This is a genomic window from Larsenimonas suaedae, from assembly GCF_023712105.1.
GTDB classification, from domain to species: domain Bacteria; phylum Pseudomonadota; class Gammaproteobacteria; order Pseudomonadales; family Halomonadaceae; genus Larsenimonas; species Larsenimonas suaedae.
This window is the reverse complement of sequence record NZ_JAMLJI010000001.1, coordinates 848,718-865,883: the sequence shown is the minus strand read 5'-3', so window position 1 is coordinate 865,883 and position 17,166 is coordinate 848,718. Positions and strand designations below refer to the sequence as shown.

14 protein-coding genes and 2 tRNA genes are annotated in these 17,166 nt (G+C 56.8%); 11 read left to right on the top strand and 5 right to left on the bottom strand.

Annotated features, from left to right (window positions below; genetic code table 11):
• The first annotated feature begins 89 nt into the window (after positions 1-89).
• The 3 genes from NAT49_RS04140 (at position 90) to NAT49_RS04130 (ending at position 3,555) form a co-directional block, all read left to right on the top strand.
• Entirely contained in the window at positions 90-839 is a 750-nt protein-coding gene (locus NAT49_RS04140) for a CDP-alcohol phosphatidyltransferase family protein (RefSeq protein ID WP_251590675.1), read from the top strand.
• 197 nt (positions 840-1,036) lie between these two features.
• Positions 1,037-2,140 carry a tRNA dihydrouridine(20/20a) synthase DusA gene (dusA, locus tag NAT49_RS04135; RefSeq protein ID WP_374708782.1) on the top strand — a complete coding sequence of 368 codons (1,104 nt, stop codon included), beginning with the start codon at positions 1,037-1,039 and terminating at the stop codon, positions 2,138-2,140.
• A gap of 113 nt (positions 2,141-2,253) precedes the next feature.
• Positions 2,254-3,555 (top strand): carbohydrate porin, encoded by a 1,302-nt coding sequence (locus NAT49_RS04130; RefSeq protein ID WP_251590665.1) that lies wholly within the window; start codon positions 2,254-2,256, stop codon positions 3,553-3,555.
• A gap of 79 nt (positions 3,556-3,634) precedes the next feature.
• On the opposite strand, the gene NAT49_RS04125 is transcribed toward NAT49_RS04130, so the two are convergent.
• Positions 3,635-4,255 carry a helix-turn-helix domain-containing protein gene (locus NAT49_RS04125; protein WP_251590657.1) on the bottom strand — a complete coding sequence of 207 codons (621 nt, stop codon included), beginning with the start codon at positions 4,253-4,255 and terminating at the stop codon, positions 3,635-3,637.
• A gap of 312 nt (positions 4,256-4,567) precedes the next feature.
• Here NAT49_RS04125 and NAT49_RS04120 point away from each other — a divergent pair, with 312 nt between their 5' ends.
• A complete protein-coding gene (locus tag NAT49_RS04120) occupies positions 4,568-5,545 on the top strand; it encodes a quinone oxidoreductase family protein (protein WP_251590655.1) in 978 nt (325 codons plus the stop codon).
• 14 nt (positions 5,546-5,559) lie between these two features.
• Here NAT49_RS04120 and NAT49_RS04115 read toward each other — a convergent pair whose 3' ends face one another.
• The 3 genes from NAT49_RS04115 to cydD form a co-directional block, all read right to left on the bottom strand.
• Positions 5,560-6,291: an SDR family NAD(P)-dependent oxidoreductase gene (locus tag NAT49_RS04115; protein ID WP_251590653.1), complete on the bottom strand. Its 732-nt coding sequence runs from the start codon at positions 6,289-6,291 to the stop codon at positions 5,560-5,562.
• A gap of 88 nt (positions 6,292-6,379) precedes the next feature.
• Positions 6,380-8,134, bottom strand: coding sequence for a thiol reductant ABC exporter subunit CydC (gene cydC / locus NAT49_RS04110; protein ID WP_251590646.1), 1,755 nt, complete (start codon positions 8,132-8,134; stop codon positions 6,380-6,382).
• Complete coding sequence (gene cydD / locus NAT49_RS04105) at positions 8,131-9,909, bottom strand: thiol reductant ABC exporter subunit CydD (RefSeq protein WP_251590637.1); 1,779 nt, start codon at positions 9,907-9,909, stop codon at positions 8,131-8,133. The genes cydC and cydD overlap by 4 nt, the downstream gene beginning before the upstream one ends.
• A gap of 140 nt (positions 9,910-10,049) precedes the next feature.
• Between cydD and gltX the strand changes: the two genes are divergently transcribed.
• From gltX to NAT49_RS04090, 3 genes are all read left to right on the top strand, one after another.
• Positions 10,050-11,537, top strand: coding sequence for a glutamate--tRNA ligase (gene gltX / locus NAT49_RS04100; protein WP_251590629.1), 1,488 nt, complete (start codon positions 10,050-10,052; stop codon positions 11,535-11,537).
• Positions 11,538-11,637: 100 nt separating this feature from the next.
• Positions 11,638-11,713, top strand: a tRNA-Ala gene (locus tag NAT49_RS04095).
• 6 nt (positions 11,714-11,719) lie between these two features.
• Positions 11,720-11,795, top strand: a tRNA-Glu gene (locus tag NAT49_RS04090).
• A gap of 331 nt (positions 11,796-12,126) precedes the next feature.
• Here the strand turns inward: NAT49_RS04090 and gltA are convergent.
• Positions 12,127-13,410 carry a citrate synthase gene (gltA, locus tag NAT49_RS04085; protein WP_251590627.1) on the bottom strand — a complete coding sequence of 428 codons (1,284 nt, stop codon included), beginning with the start codon at positions 13,408-13,410 and terminating at the stop codon, positions 12,127-12,129.
• Positions 13,411-13,781: 371 nt separating this feature from the next.
• Between gltA and sdhC the strand changes: the two genes are divergently transcribed.
• The 4 genes from sdhC to NAT49_RS04065 are packed head-to-tail and all read left to right on the top strand — an operon-like array spanning position 13,782 to position 17,061.
• Positions 13,782-14,213, top strand: coding sequence for a succinate dehydrogenase, cytochrome b556 subunit (gene sdhC, locus NAT49_RS04080; RefSeq protein ID WP_374708781.1), 432 nt, complete (start codon positions 13,782-13,784; stop codon positions 14,211-14,213).
• Positions 14,207-14,554 (top strand): succinate dehydrogenase, hydrophobic membrane anchor protein, encoded by a 348-nt coding sequence (gene sdhD / locus NAT49_RS04075; RefSeq protein WP_251590623.1) that lies wholly within the window; start codon positions 14,207-14,209, stop codon positions 14,552-14,554. The genes sdhC and sdhD overlap by 7 nt, the downstream gene beginning before the upstream one ends.
• 3 nt (positions 14,555-14,557) lie before the next feature.
• Positions 14,558-16,336: a succinate dehydrogenase flavoprotein subunit gene (gene sdhA, locus NAT49_RS04070; protein ID WP_251590615.1), complete on the top strand. Its 1,779-nt coding sequence runs from the start codon at positions 14,558-14,560 to the stop codon at positions 16,334-16,336.
• Positions 16,337-16,350: 14 nt separating this feature from the next.
• Entirely contained in the window at positions 16,351-17,061 is a 711-nt protein-coding gene (locus NAT49_RS04065) for a succinate dehydrogenase iron-sulfur subunit (protein ID WP_251590605.1), read from the top strand.
• Positions 17,062-17,166: the final 105 nt, after the last annotated feature.

The following is a 17,166-nucleotide window of genomic DNA, read 5'->3' as shown; positions in this document are numbered from 1 at the left end:
CTCTGTATAAATAATCGATCATAAAAATCCACGCGATCATGTGGGCCGTTCGAGCCTGAAGGGGTGGTACGTATTTTGGGGAGGGCGTCATGACATCCAAGGCAGGTAAGTACGTTGCGGAACCCTCCAGGGCTGGATGGTTGCTGTTCGAGCTGTTTCTTGGGCTTGCAGGGCTTTATATGCTTAACGCCGAGCTTTGGGTGTTCGACATCGATGAGGTCGGGGTGGGGCGTGTCGCGTTTGGGGCGTATCTGGTCGTGGCCTTTCTATTGTGGCTCGGGCTGCGACGCACGGACCAGATGCATCTTGGCTGGGCCAATGCCGTCACGGGCGTACGCGCCGTGCTTGTCTGTTTCATGACGGGGGTGGCGATGTTCCCTGAAACGCTTGAGGTTCATCTTATGAGCTTTCTCGCGTTGGCGCTCATTGCGCTGTGCCTTGATGGCGTCGATGGGTGGGTCGCTCGGCGCAAGGGCGAAAGCTCGCCGCTTGGCGCGCGTTTTGATATGGAGCTCGATGCGGCGTTCATCCTTTTACTGAGCTTTTCGGTCATACAGCTCGACAAGGCCGGCGTCTGGGTACTGATGATCGGAGGAATGCGCTATCTCTTTATTCTGGCATCGCTTTGGCTTCCCGCACTGAAAAAACCGTTATATGACTCGTGGCGTCGCAAGGCCATCTGTGTGGTTCAGGTGCTTGCACTCATGGTCTGCCTGGTCCCCCTTGTAAGCGCGTCGGTAAGCGCATGGCTTGCCGCGCTTGCGCTTTTGCTGCTTGTTTATTCCTTTGCCGTCGATACGCATTGGCTCCTGCAACAGCCCGGTCAATCCCGCCATTAACCAACCAAGTCGATCAGCTCGTGATTGGAGATGTCGTTTCGAGAGGGGCCTGCCTCTTTCTCGAGCCTTGATCGGCGTTAATAACGCCCGCCTGCGGCCGGCTGTGCAGGGTCTCCCTTCTTCCGTACAATGGCGCGCCAACACACGCCCCGTGCGTAAGGCGACATTGATCTGCTGTTCCATCTTGCGTCCAGTACATGGTCGTCTTCGCATCCTTGGCATCGTTCAACGCCGAGACTCGACAACGATTTCGAGCGGGTCGAATCGCAAGAACATTGAGTGAGTGGCACCAGCAAGTGACTGATAAAACGCAATATACCCCATTGGATCAAGCACGTCGGTTTTCCGTAGCCCCCATGATGGAGTGGACGACCCGCGATTACCGGGTGCTTGCCCGGCTCATGACTCGTAATGCGCTTCTTTATACCGAGATGGTAACCACCGGCGCATTACTGCATGGCACTCCGCGCGAGCGCTTTATCGGGCACGATGAAATGGAATATCCGCTGGCTCTTCAGCTTGGGGGAAGTGACCCGGGCGCCCTGGCCGAGTGCGCGGGCATTGCCGAGGCGTGGGGGTTCGATGAGGTCAACCTGAACGTTGGGTGCCCAAGCGATCGGGTGCAGAACAACATGATCGGCGCCTGCTTGATGGCGCACCCCGAGCTGGTGGGCCGCTGCGTCTCGGCCATGCAGGCGGCTGTCTCTATTCCGGTCACGGTAAAATGCCGTATCGGTATCGACGATCAGGACAGTGAGCGAGATCTGTCTCGCTTCATCGACATCGTCGCTGACGCCGGCGCACAGGTGTTTACCGTTCATGCCCGCAAGGCCTGGCTTCAGGGGCTGTCTCCCAAGGAAAACCGGGATGTACCACCTCTGGATTATGACCGGGTCTATCGGTTGAAGGCTCGGCATCCAGAGCTTCACATTGGCATCAACGGCGGCATCAAGACGCTTGAGGCCTGCACTGGTCATCTAAACCACGTCGACAGTGTCATGGTCGGTCGTGAGGCCTACCAGAATCCGTATCTGCTCGCCGGACTCGATCAGGCACTTTGGGGAGAAACAATCGAGCCGCTATCGCGCCAGGCAGTGCTCGAGCAGTTTCGCCCGTACGTGGCGCGTCGGCTGGACGATGGCGTCAAACTCAATCATCTGACCCGCCATCTGCTGGGGCTGTTTCATGGCTGCCGAGGTGGGCGTACATTCAGGCGGTTTCTGTCTGAAAACGCGCATAAAGCAGATGCAGGCCTTGAGGTTTACGACCAGGCGTGTCGTATCGTGGCCGATAGCCACTAGTAGATTTAGACTAAAGGCGTAGTTTTTGGTTTTAAATTAAGTTTGGTGACAGCTTTGGCCCGCTTATCATGACGGTGTTATTACAACCTTTATAAAAAAGCGGGAGCAGTATCATGATCTGGACCATGGCAAGAAACGCAGCATGCGTGTTGGCAAGCGTATGTGTGGTCACGCCCGCCAGCGCCTATTCCGCGTTCGATGGGGACTCGCCCTGGATGCTGGGTGACTGGCGCGGGGCGCGCACGTCGCTTTCCGATCAGGGCATCGATTTCACACTGGGCTATGTATCGGAATCGGCCTGGAACGCAGCGGGCGGCTACAACCATGATCGAACCGCGCGCTACAGCGACCAATGGACGCTCGGCGCGGCGTTTGATCTGGAGCGGCTTTTTGATATTCCAAACGCTGAATTCCAGATGACCCTGACTGATCGCAACGGTCGGGACATCACCCGTGATCGCCTGGTCAATCCTGACTCCGGCGCACTGTCCTCGACACAGGAAGTATGGGGGCGCGGTCAAACCACGCGACTCACACAGCTCTGGTACCGACAGACCTACTTCGATGATGCGCTTGATATCAAACTGGGCCGCATTCCGGTCGGTGCCGATTTCGCCGCGGTCGATAGCCAGTTTCAAAATCTGGCGCTCGGTGGCGGCCAGCCGGGCAATTGGGCCGGGGGGATCTGGTATAACTGGCCGGTCAGCCAGTGGGCCGCGCGCGTTCGGCTCAACATGACGCCGCAGTGGTACGCCCAGATCGGGTTTTTCAATGAAAACCCGTCCAACCTTGACGTTCGAAATGCCCTCGATCTAAAGCACAGTGGTACGACGGGCACTCTCATTCCGGCTGAAATAGGCTGGACTCCACAGTTTTTTGCACAGGAACTGCCCGGAAAATACGCCCTTGGCGGGTACTACAGCACCGCGGATGCCGATCGAGCAGACGGTGACGGCACGACCGGGCGCAGGTTCGGCGTCTATTTCGTGGCGCAGCAGCAGCTAACGGCCCGAAACGATGACCCGCATCGGGGGCTGACTGCCACGGTTCAGGGGGCATATAACGATCAGCGAACCTCGACCATCGATCGGTACTTGTCGGCTGCGCTCAGCTATGTCGGACCGTTCGATGCGCGGCCCAGAGACGAGGTCGGTGTAGGTATCGGTTGGGTACACGTCAACGACGACGTCAGTGATGCGCGTCGACAAAGCAATATCGAACAGGGCTATACCTACGACGATGCGGCCTACCTTCCGGCGCAAGGCAGTGAATACAACACGGAAGTGTATTACGGCGTTAGTGTGAATCGTTGGTTGAAGCTGCAGCCCAACCTTCAATACATCGTGCACCCAGGCGGGTTAGGTGAGGTGGATGACGCAGTGGTCGGTGGCCTGAGAGTTCAAGCCACCTTGTAACACCATGCGGTCTACTCATTGTTGCCGGGTGAATATTATCGGGTAAGACGTCGGTGTAATGACCGGGCTAAAGGGCTCGCTAAAGCGACATGGGTGTCATGCTGCCCATGACGCGCGCGCGGGGTAGACAATGCACCGCGAGTGATTCCCGTCGACCCTGGCTGTCTTCGGCATCGCACTGACCATCATCGAGGAGCAGGCGCCGAATCTTGAGCTGGCGCTGCTCTTCGACAACGTACAAGCCCGACTCGGTAAAGCGCAGGGCGGGTACGACAAAAAGCCACTCACCATGCCCAAAGAAATCAAAGCTCTGGTCAGGTTCGGTACATAGTAAAAACCCTTTTATTGCCTTCCAATGATCCGGTAATAACCCTGTCGGAATCATGGTTTGTGCTGCGGTTTTTCCACCAAGGCACTCCGGGTTCTGTGTCAGTTGATAGATCGGAACATGGTTTGTAGACGCGTCGTAGACCGCCTTGGTCTCAGATACGCTCATGCGGGAATCACCAAGAAGGTACCCGACACTACAGCCCAATGCTTTCGACAATGGCCCTAAACGTGAATGACCGACCCGCTGGATCGCGCCGCTTTCCCAGTAAGAAATCGTGACGTCGGATACGCCAACACGTCTTGCCAGGGCTGCCTTGCTAATACCAGCCTGTTCACGCAGATCACGTATACGCTCGCCTAGCTTGTTCATGAATAGCTCTCGTTATCATTCATGTCTGGCAATTATAAAGTACTAATACCTAAGTGTGCTTATATGGATTTTATCTAACAATTTAGAATGAGTTTCCCCAGTCAGTCTGCACCTTAACTGAAAATACCGGGCGACGACGTTAAAAAATGTCGCAAATCACTACGCGAGTTTTGCGCGCCCTCAGTTCACTGTTATTTGAGCGGTCCTCTTTAAAGCCGAGTCACGTTCTGTGCATTTTTGATACCTGAGTACCTCTTGGGTGATCTACGCTTTTGAGCAAGCAACGACATGACCCCAAAGGAGAGTATTCAAATGACGCACGGTATCCGGTTTTCACAACATGGCGGCAGTGAGGTGCTTGAGTATGTGGAGGTGCCGACTCCGACACCTAGCGCTAATGAGGTGCTGGTCAGAAACCAGGCCATTGGCATGAATTTCATCGATATCTATGGGCGCGAAGGGCTGTATCCGGTGTCGTCGTTTCCTTCGGGCCTGGGTACCGAAGCCGCTGGCATCATCGAAGCGGTCGGCGAAGATGTTCAAGCGTTTTCACCGGGAGACCGAGTGGCCTACGCCCAGGGGCCCCTCGGCGCCTATTCACAGCTGCACTGCCTGCCGGCCGAGTTTTTGATACCGCTTCCGGAATCGATTTCGTTCGACGTGGCTGCGGCGAGCCTTCTTAAAGGCATGACCGTTCAGTATCTGTTGCGTCAGGTTCATGAGGTCAAGGCCGGAGATACAATCTTGTTTCACGCTGCTGCAGGCGGGGTTGGAACACTGGCCTGTCAATGGGCCAATGCGCTCGGGGCGCGGTTGATCGGTACCGTATCCACCGATGAAAAGGCCGAGCTTGCTCGATCGTTGGGCGCCGATGCCATCATCAATTACACCACCGAGGATGTGGTCGAGCGCGTCAAGGCACTGACCGACAATGAGCTGTGCGACGTGGTGTACGATTCCGTCGGCAAGGATACCTGGCCGGTATCGCTTGACTGTGTAAAACGGCGTGGGCTGATCGTCAGTTTCGGCAACGCCTCCGGCCCCGTTGAAGGCGTCAATCTAGGTATCCTTAATCAGAAGGGCTCACTTTTTGTGACGCGGCCAAGTCTTGGCGGCTACGCCGATACGCCGTCTCGGCGAAAGGCGATGGCGGCTGAGCTTTTTGACATGATCGAGCGCGGCGCTATCGACGTTCAGATCAACCAGCGCTTTGCACTTTCCGAGGCGGGCAAGGCGCAGGACGCCTTGATGCAGCGCCGCACGACCGGGGCAACGCTGCTCATTCCGTAGCGTTTTTTTAAGGCTTACCACTCGATCGGGGTGTCATTCCAGTCCCAGAAACTGCCGCTGTCGTCGGGCGTTCGATTGGCAAGGACCGAGAGAAGTGCGTCGGCGGCGTAACTTGGGGTAAAGAGCTTGTTATCGGGTACGTGGCCTTGAAACGGCTTCGAGAGCCCGGTGTCGGTGGTGCCAGGGTGAAGGCTTACGATGATGGCTTCCGGGTTCCGGCGTTCCAACTCGATCGAGGCGGTCTTGACCAGCATGTTGAGTGCGGCCTTGCTTGCCCGGTAGCCGTACCAGCCTCCGAGGCGGTTGTCACCGATCGACCCGATGCGCGCCGACAACACCCCGATCAGCACAGGCTGGCTCGAGATCCTTGGCGCAAGTTGGCCGAGCAGGCCGCCGAAGGTGGCCGTATTGATTCGAAAGCTCTCGGTAAGCTGATCGGTCGTTAGATGCTCAAGGCGTTTTTCCGGCGAAATTGTGTCGCTGTGAAGCACGCCCACCGTATGAAGCCAGAGGTGTACGTGGTCGGGAAGCTGGCCGGCCAGTTCACGCTGGCCTTTCTCGCTTGAGAGGTCGGTCGTGATCTCGGTCACTCGATCATCGGCGGTAACGCCCTCGGCCGGTGAGCGCGAGGCAAGGGTCAACGAACCCAGCGAGTCGCGCTCAAGCAGGGCATTGGCAAACGCCACGCCGAGCCCACCTGTGCCGGTGATCAGGGCGTTAAACGGGGAGGGGAGGTGAGAGAACATACGGTATCCTTTCCTGAGTCATGTCTGCTCGTGATCGCAAAGCGCTCATCCAGCCGTAAAGTGTAAAGCAGTCGCGGTCCGTGCGACGTCACAGTTTCAATCGTTGGTTCAGCGCACGAAATCGGCTATTGGGTGTGTTTAAAAGCGCCTGGGGCGTGCCGTGCTCGATCAGGCGACCGTGTTCGAGCACCGCGATACGATCCATCTGCGAAAGCGCGGTCATCTTGTGCGTGATCAAAATCAGCGTGCGCCCCTGGGCGTAGTGATGGATGGCGTTCAGCACGCGCCGTTCACTTGCCTGGTCGAGCCCTTCAGTAGGTTCATCCAGAATCAGAATCGGCGCGCTCGAGATTAACGCCCGTGCAACGCCAAAGCGGCGAAGCTGGCCGCCGGAAAGCGAGCTGCCGCCTTCGTCTGGCCAGCTGTCGAGCCCGTCTGGCTGCGCCGCGAGCCATTCACCAAGGTCCAGCGCGTCCAATACCTCGATGAATGTCTCATCCGAGGCGTTTGGTGCGCCCAGACGCAGGTTCTCACGATAGGTGGTGGTAAACAGGTGCGTATCCTGTGAGGCAACGGCCATTTGGCGTCGAAGCGTCGGTTCGCTCAAGGCATCGATGGAAACGCCGCCCAGCGTGATGTTCCCGGAATCAAGCTCGATGAATCGCGTCAACGCGTTGATCAGGCTGGTCTTGCCGCTGCCGGAGGGGCCGATCAAGGCAAGATGTTGGCGTTCTTCAAGGGTCAGTGATACATCGTCAAGGGCCGGTGTTTCTCGAGTAAAGCGCACGCAGGCGTGCTCGATCACGAGTCGGTGGCCCTTGGGGGGGGAATGGTCGATGGCCGGGAATACGATCGTGCTGGTGCCCTCTGTCACGGCATCGATGCGCCCTGCCGCGCGCCGGATCTTGCCCAGTTCCTGAAAGGCTCGAGGCAGCAAGGCAATCGCTTCAAAGCCCGCCAGAACAGTCAATCCCAGCAGCGCGATCAAGGTGGGGTCCAGTGTGTTTTGATGGGCCAGATAGACCGCCCCTGCCATGACTGCGGTCAAGGTAATGCCCAAGATTCCCTGGGTGAAAAGCTGAGAGCGCCCCCAGAGGCGAGCAAGCTCGAGCTCACGGGCATCCCGATCACGCTGGCGTGTCAACAAGGCGGTCACCTCATCACGCCAGCGGCCATAAATCATCAGTTCCGTCATGCCGCTCAACCGCTCCTGAAGTCGCGTGCGGTTGGTGGTATCCAACTCGTGCCATCGGCTAGACACGCCGGCCCCGCGCTTGAGCGCCCACCAGGGGCCAAGAGTGCCGGCGACAAGCAGCGAAAGCGCAGCGCCCAGACCGATCCAGGGGGCAAAAATGCCCATCACCACGCCGCAGGTCATGATGGCAAGTACGGCGACGATCGAAGGGGTAATCACGCGAACGTAAAGGCCATCGAGGGCGTCGATGTCTCGGGTCAGGCGGGTTAGTAGCTCACTGCTGCCGCGCATTTGGAGCTCGGACGGCGAGAGGGGCTCGATGGCAAGAAACAGGCGCCGCCTAAGCGTCGAAAGCAGCTTGAAGGTGCCTTCGTGGGTGGTGATGCGCTCGCCATAGCGGCCGAGTGTGCGGGTGACTGCGAAAAAGCGCACACCGGCAGACGGCAGGAAGTAGTTGAAGCTGTGGGCAGTGGCCGCGCTCACTCCGGCCAGCGCCGAGGCGCTTAGAAACCAGCCCGACAGGGAAATCAGCCCGATGGTGGAAAGCGCCGCGATCAGGTTCAAAACGACCCCGGCTGCCAGCAGTGGTAGAAACGGGCGCATCTGGCTGAGGTAGGGGCGTAGTGATGCCTGGTGATGATCGGTCATGGGGTGTCTCCCTGAAACGACGCCGCGCTTGATGGCTCGTCATTGGGCGCGACATCGGCCAACTGAGCGGCAGATGAGTACGTTCGCCCGCGGCAGCGCTCGAGCCGTACGATCTGATCGGCCAGGCTCAGAAGGTCAAGTCGATGCGTCAGAATCACCAGGGTGCGGGTGGCCTTGAGTCGCGCCAGCACCTCGATGATGTCGCGCTCGCTTTGCTGGTCAAGGCTTGCCGTCGGCTCATCCAGAAGTATCAGCGGCGCGTCCCTGAGTATCGCGCGGGCAAGCGCGATGCGCCTTGCCTGCCCGCCCGAGACGGGTTGCCCACCCTCACCGAGTCGGGTGGCAAGGCCCTGGGGCAATTCGGTTGCCCAGGCTGCCAGACCCACGTCCGAAAGCGCCTCCCAAAGCGCTTCATCCTTAAGGGCCGGGTTGGCGAGTCTCAGATTATCGGCAAGTGTACCCGTCAGGAGGGCGCTTCGTTGGCCGACCCAGCCGAGTGCCTTGCGCCATTGCTCGACGGAAATGTCACTGAGGGGCTGGCCGTCATGGGTATACAAAGCGCCTTCCGATGGGGCCAGTGCCCGAGTGATCAAGGCAAGCAGAGTCGATTTACCGGCACCGCTGGGGCCGACGATGGCGGTGGTGGTGTTCGGTGCAAGTTCGAGATCGAGGGTGTCGATGGCGTTTGGCGAGTGCCCGTTGTAATGAGCGCAAACGCCCTTGAGCGTTAGCCCAAGTGACGCCGGAACCGTCCACTCGGCGTAGGTGGCGCTTTCAGAGGCCGATTCTTCCGATGCCAAGAGCGCCATGAGGTCGTCGGCAGCGGCCTCGGCCTCGGCCTTGGCGTGGTAGTGCGTCCCAAGCTCTCGTAGTGGCTGGTAGAACTCTGGGGCCAGAATCAGGATGAACAGCCCCGTGAAAAGATCCAGGCCATGGCCCCAGCCGCCGAACTCGAATTTTCCGAGATAAACGAAACCGATGTAGATGGCGAGAATGGCGATCGATACCGAGGCGAAGAATTCGAGCGCGGTCGAGGAGAGAAACGCCAGGCGCAGCACCCGCATGGTCTGGCGGCGAAACGCCTCGGACACCTTGTAAATGGCGCCGGCCTGCTGGCGGCCGAGCCCAAACAGCTTGAGTGTCGGCAGGCCGCGCAGTGTGTCCGAGAAATGCCGGCTCATGCGGGCCATTTCCTGAAACTGAGCCTTTTGGCGTGATTTGGCGCCCATGCCGATCAAGGCCATGTTCATCGGGATGAGCGGGCCTGTCACCAATAGAATTACCCCGGCAGCCCAGTTGAGCGGAAACACGACGACCAGAATCATGAGCGGAATCAGAGCGCTCAGAATGACCTGCGGACGGTAATCGGCGTAATAGCCGTGCAACGCATCAACCTGGTCCCATACGCGATTGCCGAGGGTGGCGCTATGCTGGCGCTGTGCCCAGAGGGGGCCGCGTTCGCCGATGCGCTCGAATACGTCGGCGCGAATGGATTGCCGAACATGGATGCCTGCGCGCGTACCGGCCACTGTCTTGAGCCAGGCAAGCCCCCCGCGGGCGAAAAATGCAAGCGGCAGAACGGCAAGGGGCAGCCAGAGCTTTAGTGGGTCGGCGTGGCCGAGCACCATTTCCTGAGCGATCGAGGCAATTGCCCAGGCTTGAACGAAAAGACAGAGAGTTGACACCAGGGCGGCGGCGACCGCGGTCTGGGGCCAGGGGGTGGCGCGCTTTGCATGGCGGGAGAGCCATTGACGTGCGGTCAGGGGACTTGGCATAACCACTCCGCAGACAATAAAGACCCAGTGTAATACATGGGTATTTCGTCGACAGCGGCCGGTTGTCGCACATCGAACCTGATGCGGACTTCTCGTATAATGACCGGCTTCACATTCAAAGTGGCAACGGTTGAGAGTTTATGACGGTAAGAACGCGTGTCGCGCCTTCCCCAACGGGGGATCCTCATGTAGGAACAGCGTATATAGCCTTGTTCAATCTGTGTTTCGCGCGCCAGCACGGCGGTCAATTCATTCTTCGCATTGAGGATACCGACCAGAGCCGCTCGACCGCATCCTCGGAGCAAATGATTCTCGACAGTCTGCGCTGGCTCGGTCTCGAGTGGGACGAAGGTCCGGATGTGGGCGGGCCACACGGCCCTTATCGTCAAAGTGAGCGAGGCACGATCTACGCACAATACGCCGAGCAGCTATTGAATGCCGGACACGCCTTCAAATGCTATCGCACGTCCGAGGAGCTTGATGCCCTTCGCGATGAGCGTAAGGCGCAGGGTCAGTTCGCTGCACTTAAATATGACGATCTGCTGCTCTCACAGGAAGAGTTCGATACGCGCGAGGCCGAGCAGTGGCCGTATGTCGTGCGCATGAAGGTGCCAAGCGAGGGGGTATGCATCGTCAATGACATGCTGCGCGGTGACATCGAACTTGACTGGGCGCAGGTCGATGCCCAGATCCTGCTCAAGTCCGATGGCATGCCTACCTATCATCTGGCCAACATTGTTGATGACCATCTGATGGGTATTACACATGTGCTGCGCGGTGAGGAGTGGATCAATTCGGCGCCGAAGCACAAGCTGCTTTACGAATATTTCGGGTGGGACATGCCGGTGTTGTGCCACATGCCGCTGCTTCGTAATCCGGACAAGTCGAAGCTTTCCAAGCGCAAGAACCCGACTTCGATCAATTACTACCGCAAGATGGGCTTTTTGCCGCAGGCGGTGATCAATTATCTCGGGCGCATGGGTTGGTCGATGCCGGATGAGCGTGAAAAGTTCACCCTCGATGAGATGATGAGCGCGTTTGATGTCAATCGTGTCTCACTTGGCGGCCCGGTATTTGACCTTGAGAAGCTGACCTGGCTGAACGGGGTATATCTGCGTGATGATCTGTCCGACGATGACCTGAAGCGTCATTTGATCCAGTGGGCGTTCAATGAGGGATATATCGATCAGATTCTGCCTCAGATTCGCCCGCGGGTTCAGACGCTTTCCGATGTGATGCCGCTGGCGGGGCACTTTTTTGCAGGGTATCCGGCGCTCAAGGAGGCGAGTTTCGATGACGTCAACATGGAACGCGAGACGGTTGTCGATCTGCTTCAGCTTCTGCTGTGGCGCCTGGAAGCGCTGCGAGAGTGGGATAAGGCGCATGTCATGGCTGAGGTCAAGATGCTTTCGGAGCACTTCGAGCTCAAGATGAAGCAGTTTCTGGCGCCAGTGTTCGTGGCGATCACGGGCAGTACGGCCTCGACATCGGTCATGGACGCCATGGTAATTCTGGGCGCTGATGTCACGCGTGCGCGCTTGCGTCATGCGATCAGCCTCTTGGGCGCGCCCTCCAAAAAACGCACCAAGGTACTCGAGAAGCGCTACAAGGAACTCGGCGCGAATTAAGGGTTGACGAAAAGACGGGGCCTGGGTATTATCCGTCCCGTCTTTTCGAGCAAGAAGGTTTCGAAAGGGCATCCCACCAAGCTTGTGTTCAAGCGTTAGTGGGGCCTTAGCTCAGCTGGGAGAGCGCAACGCTGGCAGCGTTGAGGTCATCGGTTCGATCCCGATAGGCTCCACCATTTTGCGTCCCATTCGTCTAGTGGTCTAGGACACCGCCCTTTCACGGCGGTAACAGGGGTTCGAACCCCCTATGGGACGCCACTCATTTTCCCTTATAAATCGTTTGTTTCCATTAAATTGTCCACCGTTCGGTATGGCGTTTGCTCGTATCAGTGTGTTTGGCGATTTTTTGTGAGTTGTTTAGATAAAATTCAATAAAATCATACGCTTATTATTGGGTAAAAAGTGAGCAATCTGTCTGTAACCCGGCTGTCATGGCGGTTTTGAGGGCGCGTTTTCGAGTTGTTTACAGGGTTATCCACAGAAAGTGTGGACAATATGCGACGCCTCAAATGCGAGGGTCCTAAAAAAAGAAGCCGCCCCATGGGGCGGCTTCTTTTTTAGGTCTTTCCTGGATCGGCGCGAGCCCGCTTTATTCTGGGTAATCGCGCTCTGTGTGGCCTTTGTAAAGCTGGCGAGGGCGGCCGATTCGAACGCCTTTGGTGATCATCTCGTTCCAGTGAGAAATCCAGCCAGTCGTACGCGACAGGGCGAAGATAACCGTGAACATGTTGGTCGGGATGCCCAAGGCTTCGAGGATGATGCCTGAATAGAAATCGACATTTGGATAGAGCTTGCGCTCGATAAAGTACTCGTCTTCCAGTGCGATCTGCTCGAGTCGTTTGGCGATCTTGAGCTTGGGATTGTTTCCAACGCCCAGTTCTTCAAGCACTTCGTCGCAGGTTTCTTTCATGACCTTGGCGCGAGGATCGAAATTACGATAGACACGGTGGCCAAAGCCCATGAGTCGGAAGCTGTCGTCCTTGTCCTTGGCGCGATCAACGTAGCGCTGGATGTTTTCCTCGGATTCATCGCCGATTTCATCAAGCATCATCAAAACGGCTTCGTTGGCACCGCCGTGAGCGGGGCCCCAAAGTGCCGCGATGCCGGCGCTGATGCATGCAAAGGGGTTGGCGCCGGTTGAGCCTGCCAGCCTAACCGTCGATGTGGACGCGTTCTGCTCATGATCGGCATGCAGCATGAAGATGCGGTCCATGGCCTTGGCTGCGACCGGGTTGACTTCAAACGGCTCACAGGGGTTGCCGAACATCATGTACAGGAAATTCTCTGCGTAAGACAGATCGTTACGCGGGTACATGAAGGGTTGGCCGATGTTGTACTTGTAGCACATTGCCGCAAGCGTCGGCATCTTGGCGATCAGGCGAATTGCCGAAACTTCACGATTGGAGGGGTCGGTGATGTCCAGGTTGTCGTGATAGAAGGCCGAGAGTGCGCCGATGACGCCACAAAGAACGGCCATCGGGTGGGCGTCACGGCGAAAGCCCTTGAAGAAGTTAGCGATCTGTTCGTGCACCATCGTGTGATTGCGCACACATTTGTCGAACTCCTTGTACTGCTCTTCAGTCGGGAGTTCGCCATTAAGTAGTAGGTAGCAAAGTTCGATGAAGTTGGAGTTATCGGCCAACTGGTCAATTGGATAGCCGCGGTGCAGCAGAACGCCATTGGCGCCATCGATATAGGTGATTTCGGATTCGCAGGAGGCGGTAGATACAAATCCCGGGTCGAAGGTAAAGTAGCCTGAGTCGATCAGTGAGCGGACATCAATGACGTCAGGGCCCTTTGTTCCGCTGTAGACAGGCAGTTCGATCGGCTGATCAAGCCCTTCGATGCTCAGCTGCGCCTTCTTGTCAGCCATCATGGCCTCCTATAATTATACGATGCGTAATACGTAAGTTCTTGATTGTATGCCTTGCCCGGTCATTTTTAACCTGCCCACTATAGAATTCTCCCGATGATTGTCAATTTGTTTGAAGGGCGGGGCACGCGGGCCTTTCCTTACAAGGATGACCTGAAATGCTGCAGAGCACAAAAAAAATATGAAACCTGCCGATAACATGGATGGTTGAGTGGGCATGCGCATGATGCGGTGCTGTAAAGCGCGCGTGTCAATTTGTCATACGTTAGCCAAAAGCCTATAATTTCGATCGCGCAATGAGGCCTAGGCAGCCTTGACGTGGCTAGTCTTCTTTCCGTGATACATTCATTGAAGCTCCCGAGCGTCGGCCGATGCTAAGAGGAGCAAGAGAGAGTGAAAGCGCCGTGAACAGCAAAAAAAATCCGTCACAAGGTAAGCGACCCGTTAACCTTGACTTGACTAGTTTACAATTCCCCCTTCCTTCCCTTGTCTCGATCACACACCGCATTTCCGGAATCATCCTGTTTGTCGGGTTGATCTTTCTGTTCTGGGCATTCGATGTGTCGCTGTCATCCCCGGCCGGGTTCGACGCGGTAAAAGACGCCATCACAGGTAATGCGCTCGCCAAGATCGTGTGCTGGGGTCTGCTTTCTGCGCTTGGGTATCACCTGGTCGCCGGCATTCGTCACCTGCTGATGGACATTGGCTACGGTGAGTCGCTCGAAGGTGGTCAACGGGGCTCACAGCTGGTGATCGTCATCAGCGCAGTTTTGGTCATTCTGTCAGGGGTATGGGTATGGTAACCAATATTACGAATCTGGGACGCTCCGGGGTCTCCGACTGGCTGATCCAGCGTGCGTCTGCGGTCATTCTCGCGCTTTATACCATCTTTATGGTGGCTTTCTTTCTGTTTCACCCCCATCTGGATTACGTGGCCTGGTCGAGCCTTTTTGATCGCACGTGGATGAAAATATTTACGCTTCTAGCACTGCTATCGATCGCTGCCCATGCATGGATCGGCCTTTGGATCGTCTCGACGGATTACATCAAGAAGTCGTGCGTTCGTCTGGGTGTGCAAACCGCTGTGATCCTGGCGCTGTTTGCGTTCGTTATCTGGGGCGTTCAAGTTCTTTGGGGAGCATAAGCAATGTCGAACATGCGTAGTATGAGTTTTGACGCCATCATTATCGGTGGTGGTGGTTCCGGCCTTCGTGCAGGCCTCGAGCTTGCCAAGTCAGGCAAGAAAACAGCTGTATTGTCGAAGGTATTTCCGACACGCTCGCACACTGTATCCGCTCAGGGCGGGATTACCTGCGCCATCGCAAGCGCCGATCCGAACGACGATTGGCGGTGGCACATGTACGACACCGTCAAGGGCTCCGATTATATCGGTGACCAGGACGCGATCGAGTACATGTGTCAGGAAGGTCCTAAAGCGGTATTCGAGCTCGAGCACATGGGGCTACCGTTTTCCCGCTTCGATAACGGGCGCATCTACCAGCGTCCCTTCGGTGGTCAGTCCAAAGACTTCGGTAAAGGGGGGCAAGCTGCCCGTACCTGCGCCGCGGCGGACCGTACCGGACATGCGTTGCTTCATACGCTTTATCAGAACAACCTGAAAAACAACACCGTTTTTCTGGATGAGTGGTATGCGGTCGACCTGATTCGTAACGCCTCTAACGATGTGGTTGGTGTAATCGCCATTTGTATCGAAACCGGCGAAACCGTACAGATCAACTCGAAAGCGACCGTGCTTGCAACCGGCGGTGCCGGGCGTATCTATTCCTCCACGACCAATGCCCTTATCAATACCGGTGATGGTATCGGTATGGCGCTGCGTGCAGGCTTCCCGGTGCAAGACATCGAAATGTGGCAGTTCCACCCGACCGGCATTTACGGCGCAGGGTGTCTGGTCACGGAAGGGTGTCGTGGTGAAGGCGGCTATCTGATCAATAAGGATGGCGAGCGCTTCATGGAGCGTTACGCACCGAACGCCAAGGACCTTGCCTCGCGTGACGTCGTGGCCCGTGCCATGGTTCAGGAGCTTCTTGAAGGTCGTGGCTGCGGTGAAAACGGCGATCATGTCATGCTGAAGCTCGATCACCTGGGCGAGGAAACGCTGATGAAGCGCTTGCCAGGTATCGTCGATCTTTCCAAGACATTTGCCCACGTCGATCCGGTCAAGGACCCGATTCCGGTTGTCCCGACCTGCCACTACATGATGGGCGGTATCCCGACCAACGTTCATGGTCAGGCATTGTCTGTCGATGAAGACGGTAACGACACCATTATCAACGGTCTGTACGCCTGTGGTGAAGTGGCGTGTGTCTCCGTTCACGGTGGTAACCGCCTTGGCGGTAACTCGCTGCTGGATCTGGTGGTCTTTGGCCGCGCGGCCGGCATGTTCATCGAAAGCGCCCTTAATGAAGGGATCGAGTACATGTCGCCGAGCCAGTCCGACATCGATAATGCGATGGCGCGACTTAACCGCTGGAATGATTCCAAGCAGGGCGAGGGCGAAGAGATTCCGGTGCTTCGCAAGGAGCTCCAGGAAGTCATGCAGAACAACTTTGGCGTATTCCGCAAGGAAGAGTACATGCAGGACGGCGTCGAGAAACTTGCCAATCTGCGTGAGCGCATCGGCAAGGCCTACCTGCCGGATAAATCCAATACGTTCAATACGGCGCGTGTCGAAGCGCTCGAGCTGGACAACCTGCTCGAAGTCGCCGAAGCGACGGCAATTGCCGCGCTTGAGCGTCGTGAAAGCCGTGGTGCTCATTCGCGTGAAGATTATCCCAAGCGCGATGATGAAAACTGGCTCAAGCACTCGATCTATTACCCGAATAATAAAACGCTTGGTAAACGTGACGTGAATTTCTCACCGGTAAGCGTTGAGACCTTCGAGCCTAAAGAACGGACCTATTGATGAGGTGAAGCGCAATGTCTACATTGCAAGTTTCCATCTATCGCTACAATCCTGAAACCGACGATGCACCTTACATGCAGGAGTTTCAGGTCGACACTCAGGGCCGTGATCTTATGGTTCTGAATGTGATTCAAATGATCAAGGAACAAGACAGTACGCTTGCGTACCGTCGCAGTTGCCGAGAGGGCGTGTGTGGCTCCGATGGCGTGAACATGAACGGCAAGAACGGCTTGACCTGTGTTACGCCGATCTCAGAGGTGACCAAGGGCAACAAGCTTGTGCTTCGTCCTCTGCCGGGCCTGCCTGTCGTGCGCGATCTCGTGGTCGACATGAGCATGTTCTATAAGCAGTACGAGCGTATTCAGCCCTATCTGCAAAACGATGCCTCAGAGCCTGCCATCGAGCGACTGCAGTCTCCGGAAGACCGCGACAAGCTCGATGGCCTTTACGAGTGCATTCTGTGTGCGTGCTGCTCAACATCGTGCCCGTCGTTCTGGTGGAATCCGGACAAGTTCGTGGGCCCGGCGGGTCTCTTGCAGGCCTATCGTTTCCTGGCGGACTCTCGCGATACGGCCACGAAAGAGCGCCTTTCGTCGCTTGATGATCCGTTCAGCGTGTTTCGCTGCCGCGGTATCATGAACTGCGTCAATGTATGTCCGAAGGGGCTTAACCCCACACGGGCCATTGGCAAGATTCGTGAGATGTTATTGTCCAATGCGACTTAATATGCACCGCTGTGCTTGTTATCATGACCGGTATTGGCTGTACGAGCAGTAAACCTTGAAGACAAAGGCCGACGCCCATGTGCGTCGGCCTTTGTCGATTGAAAT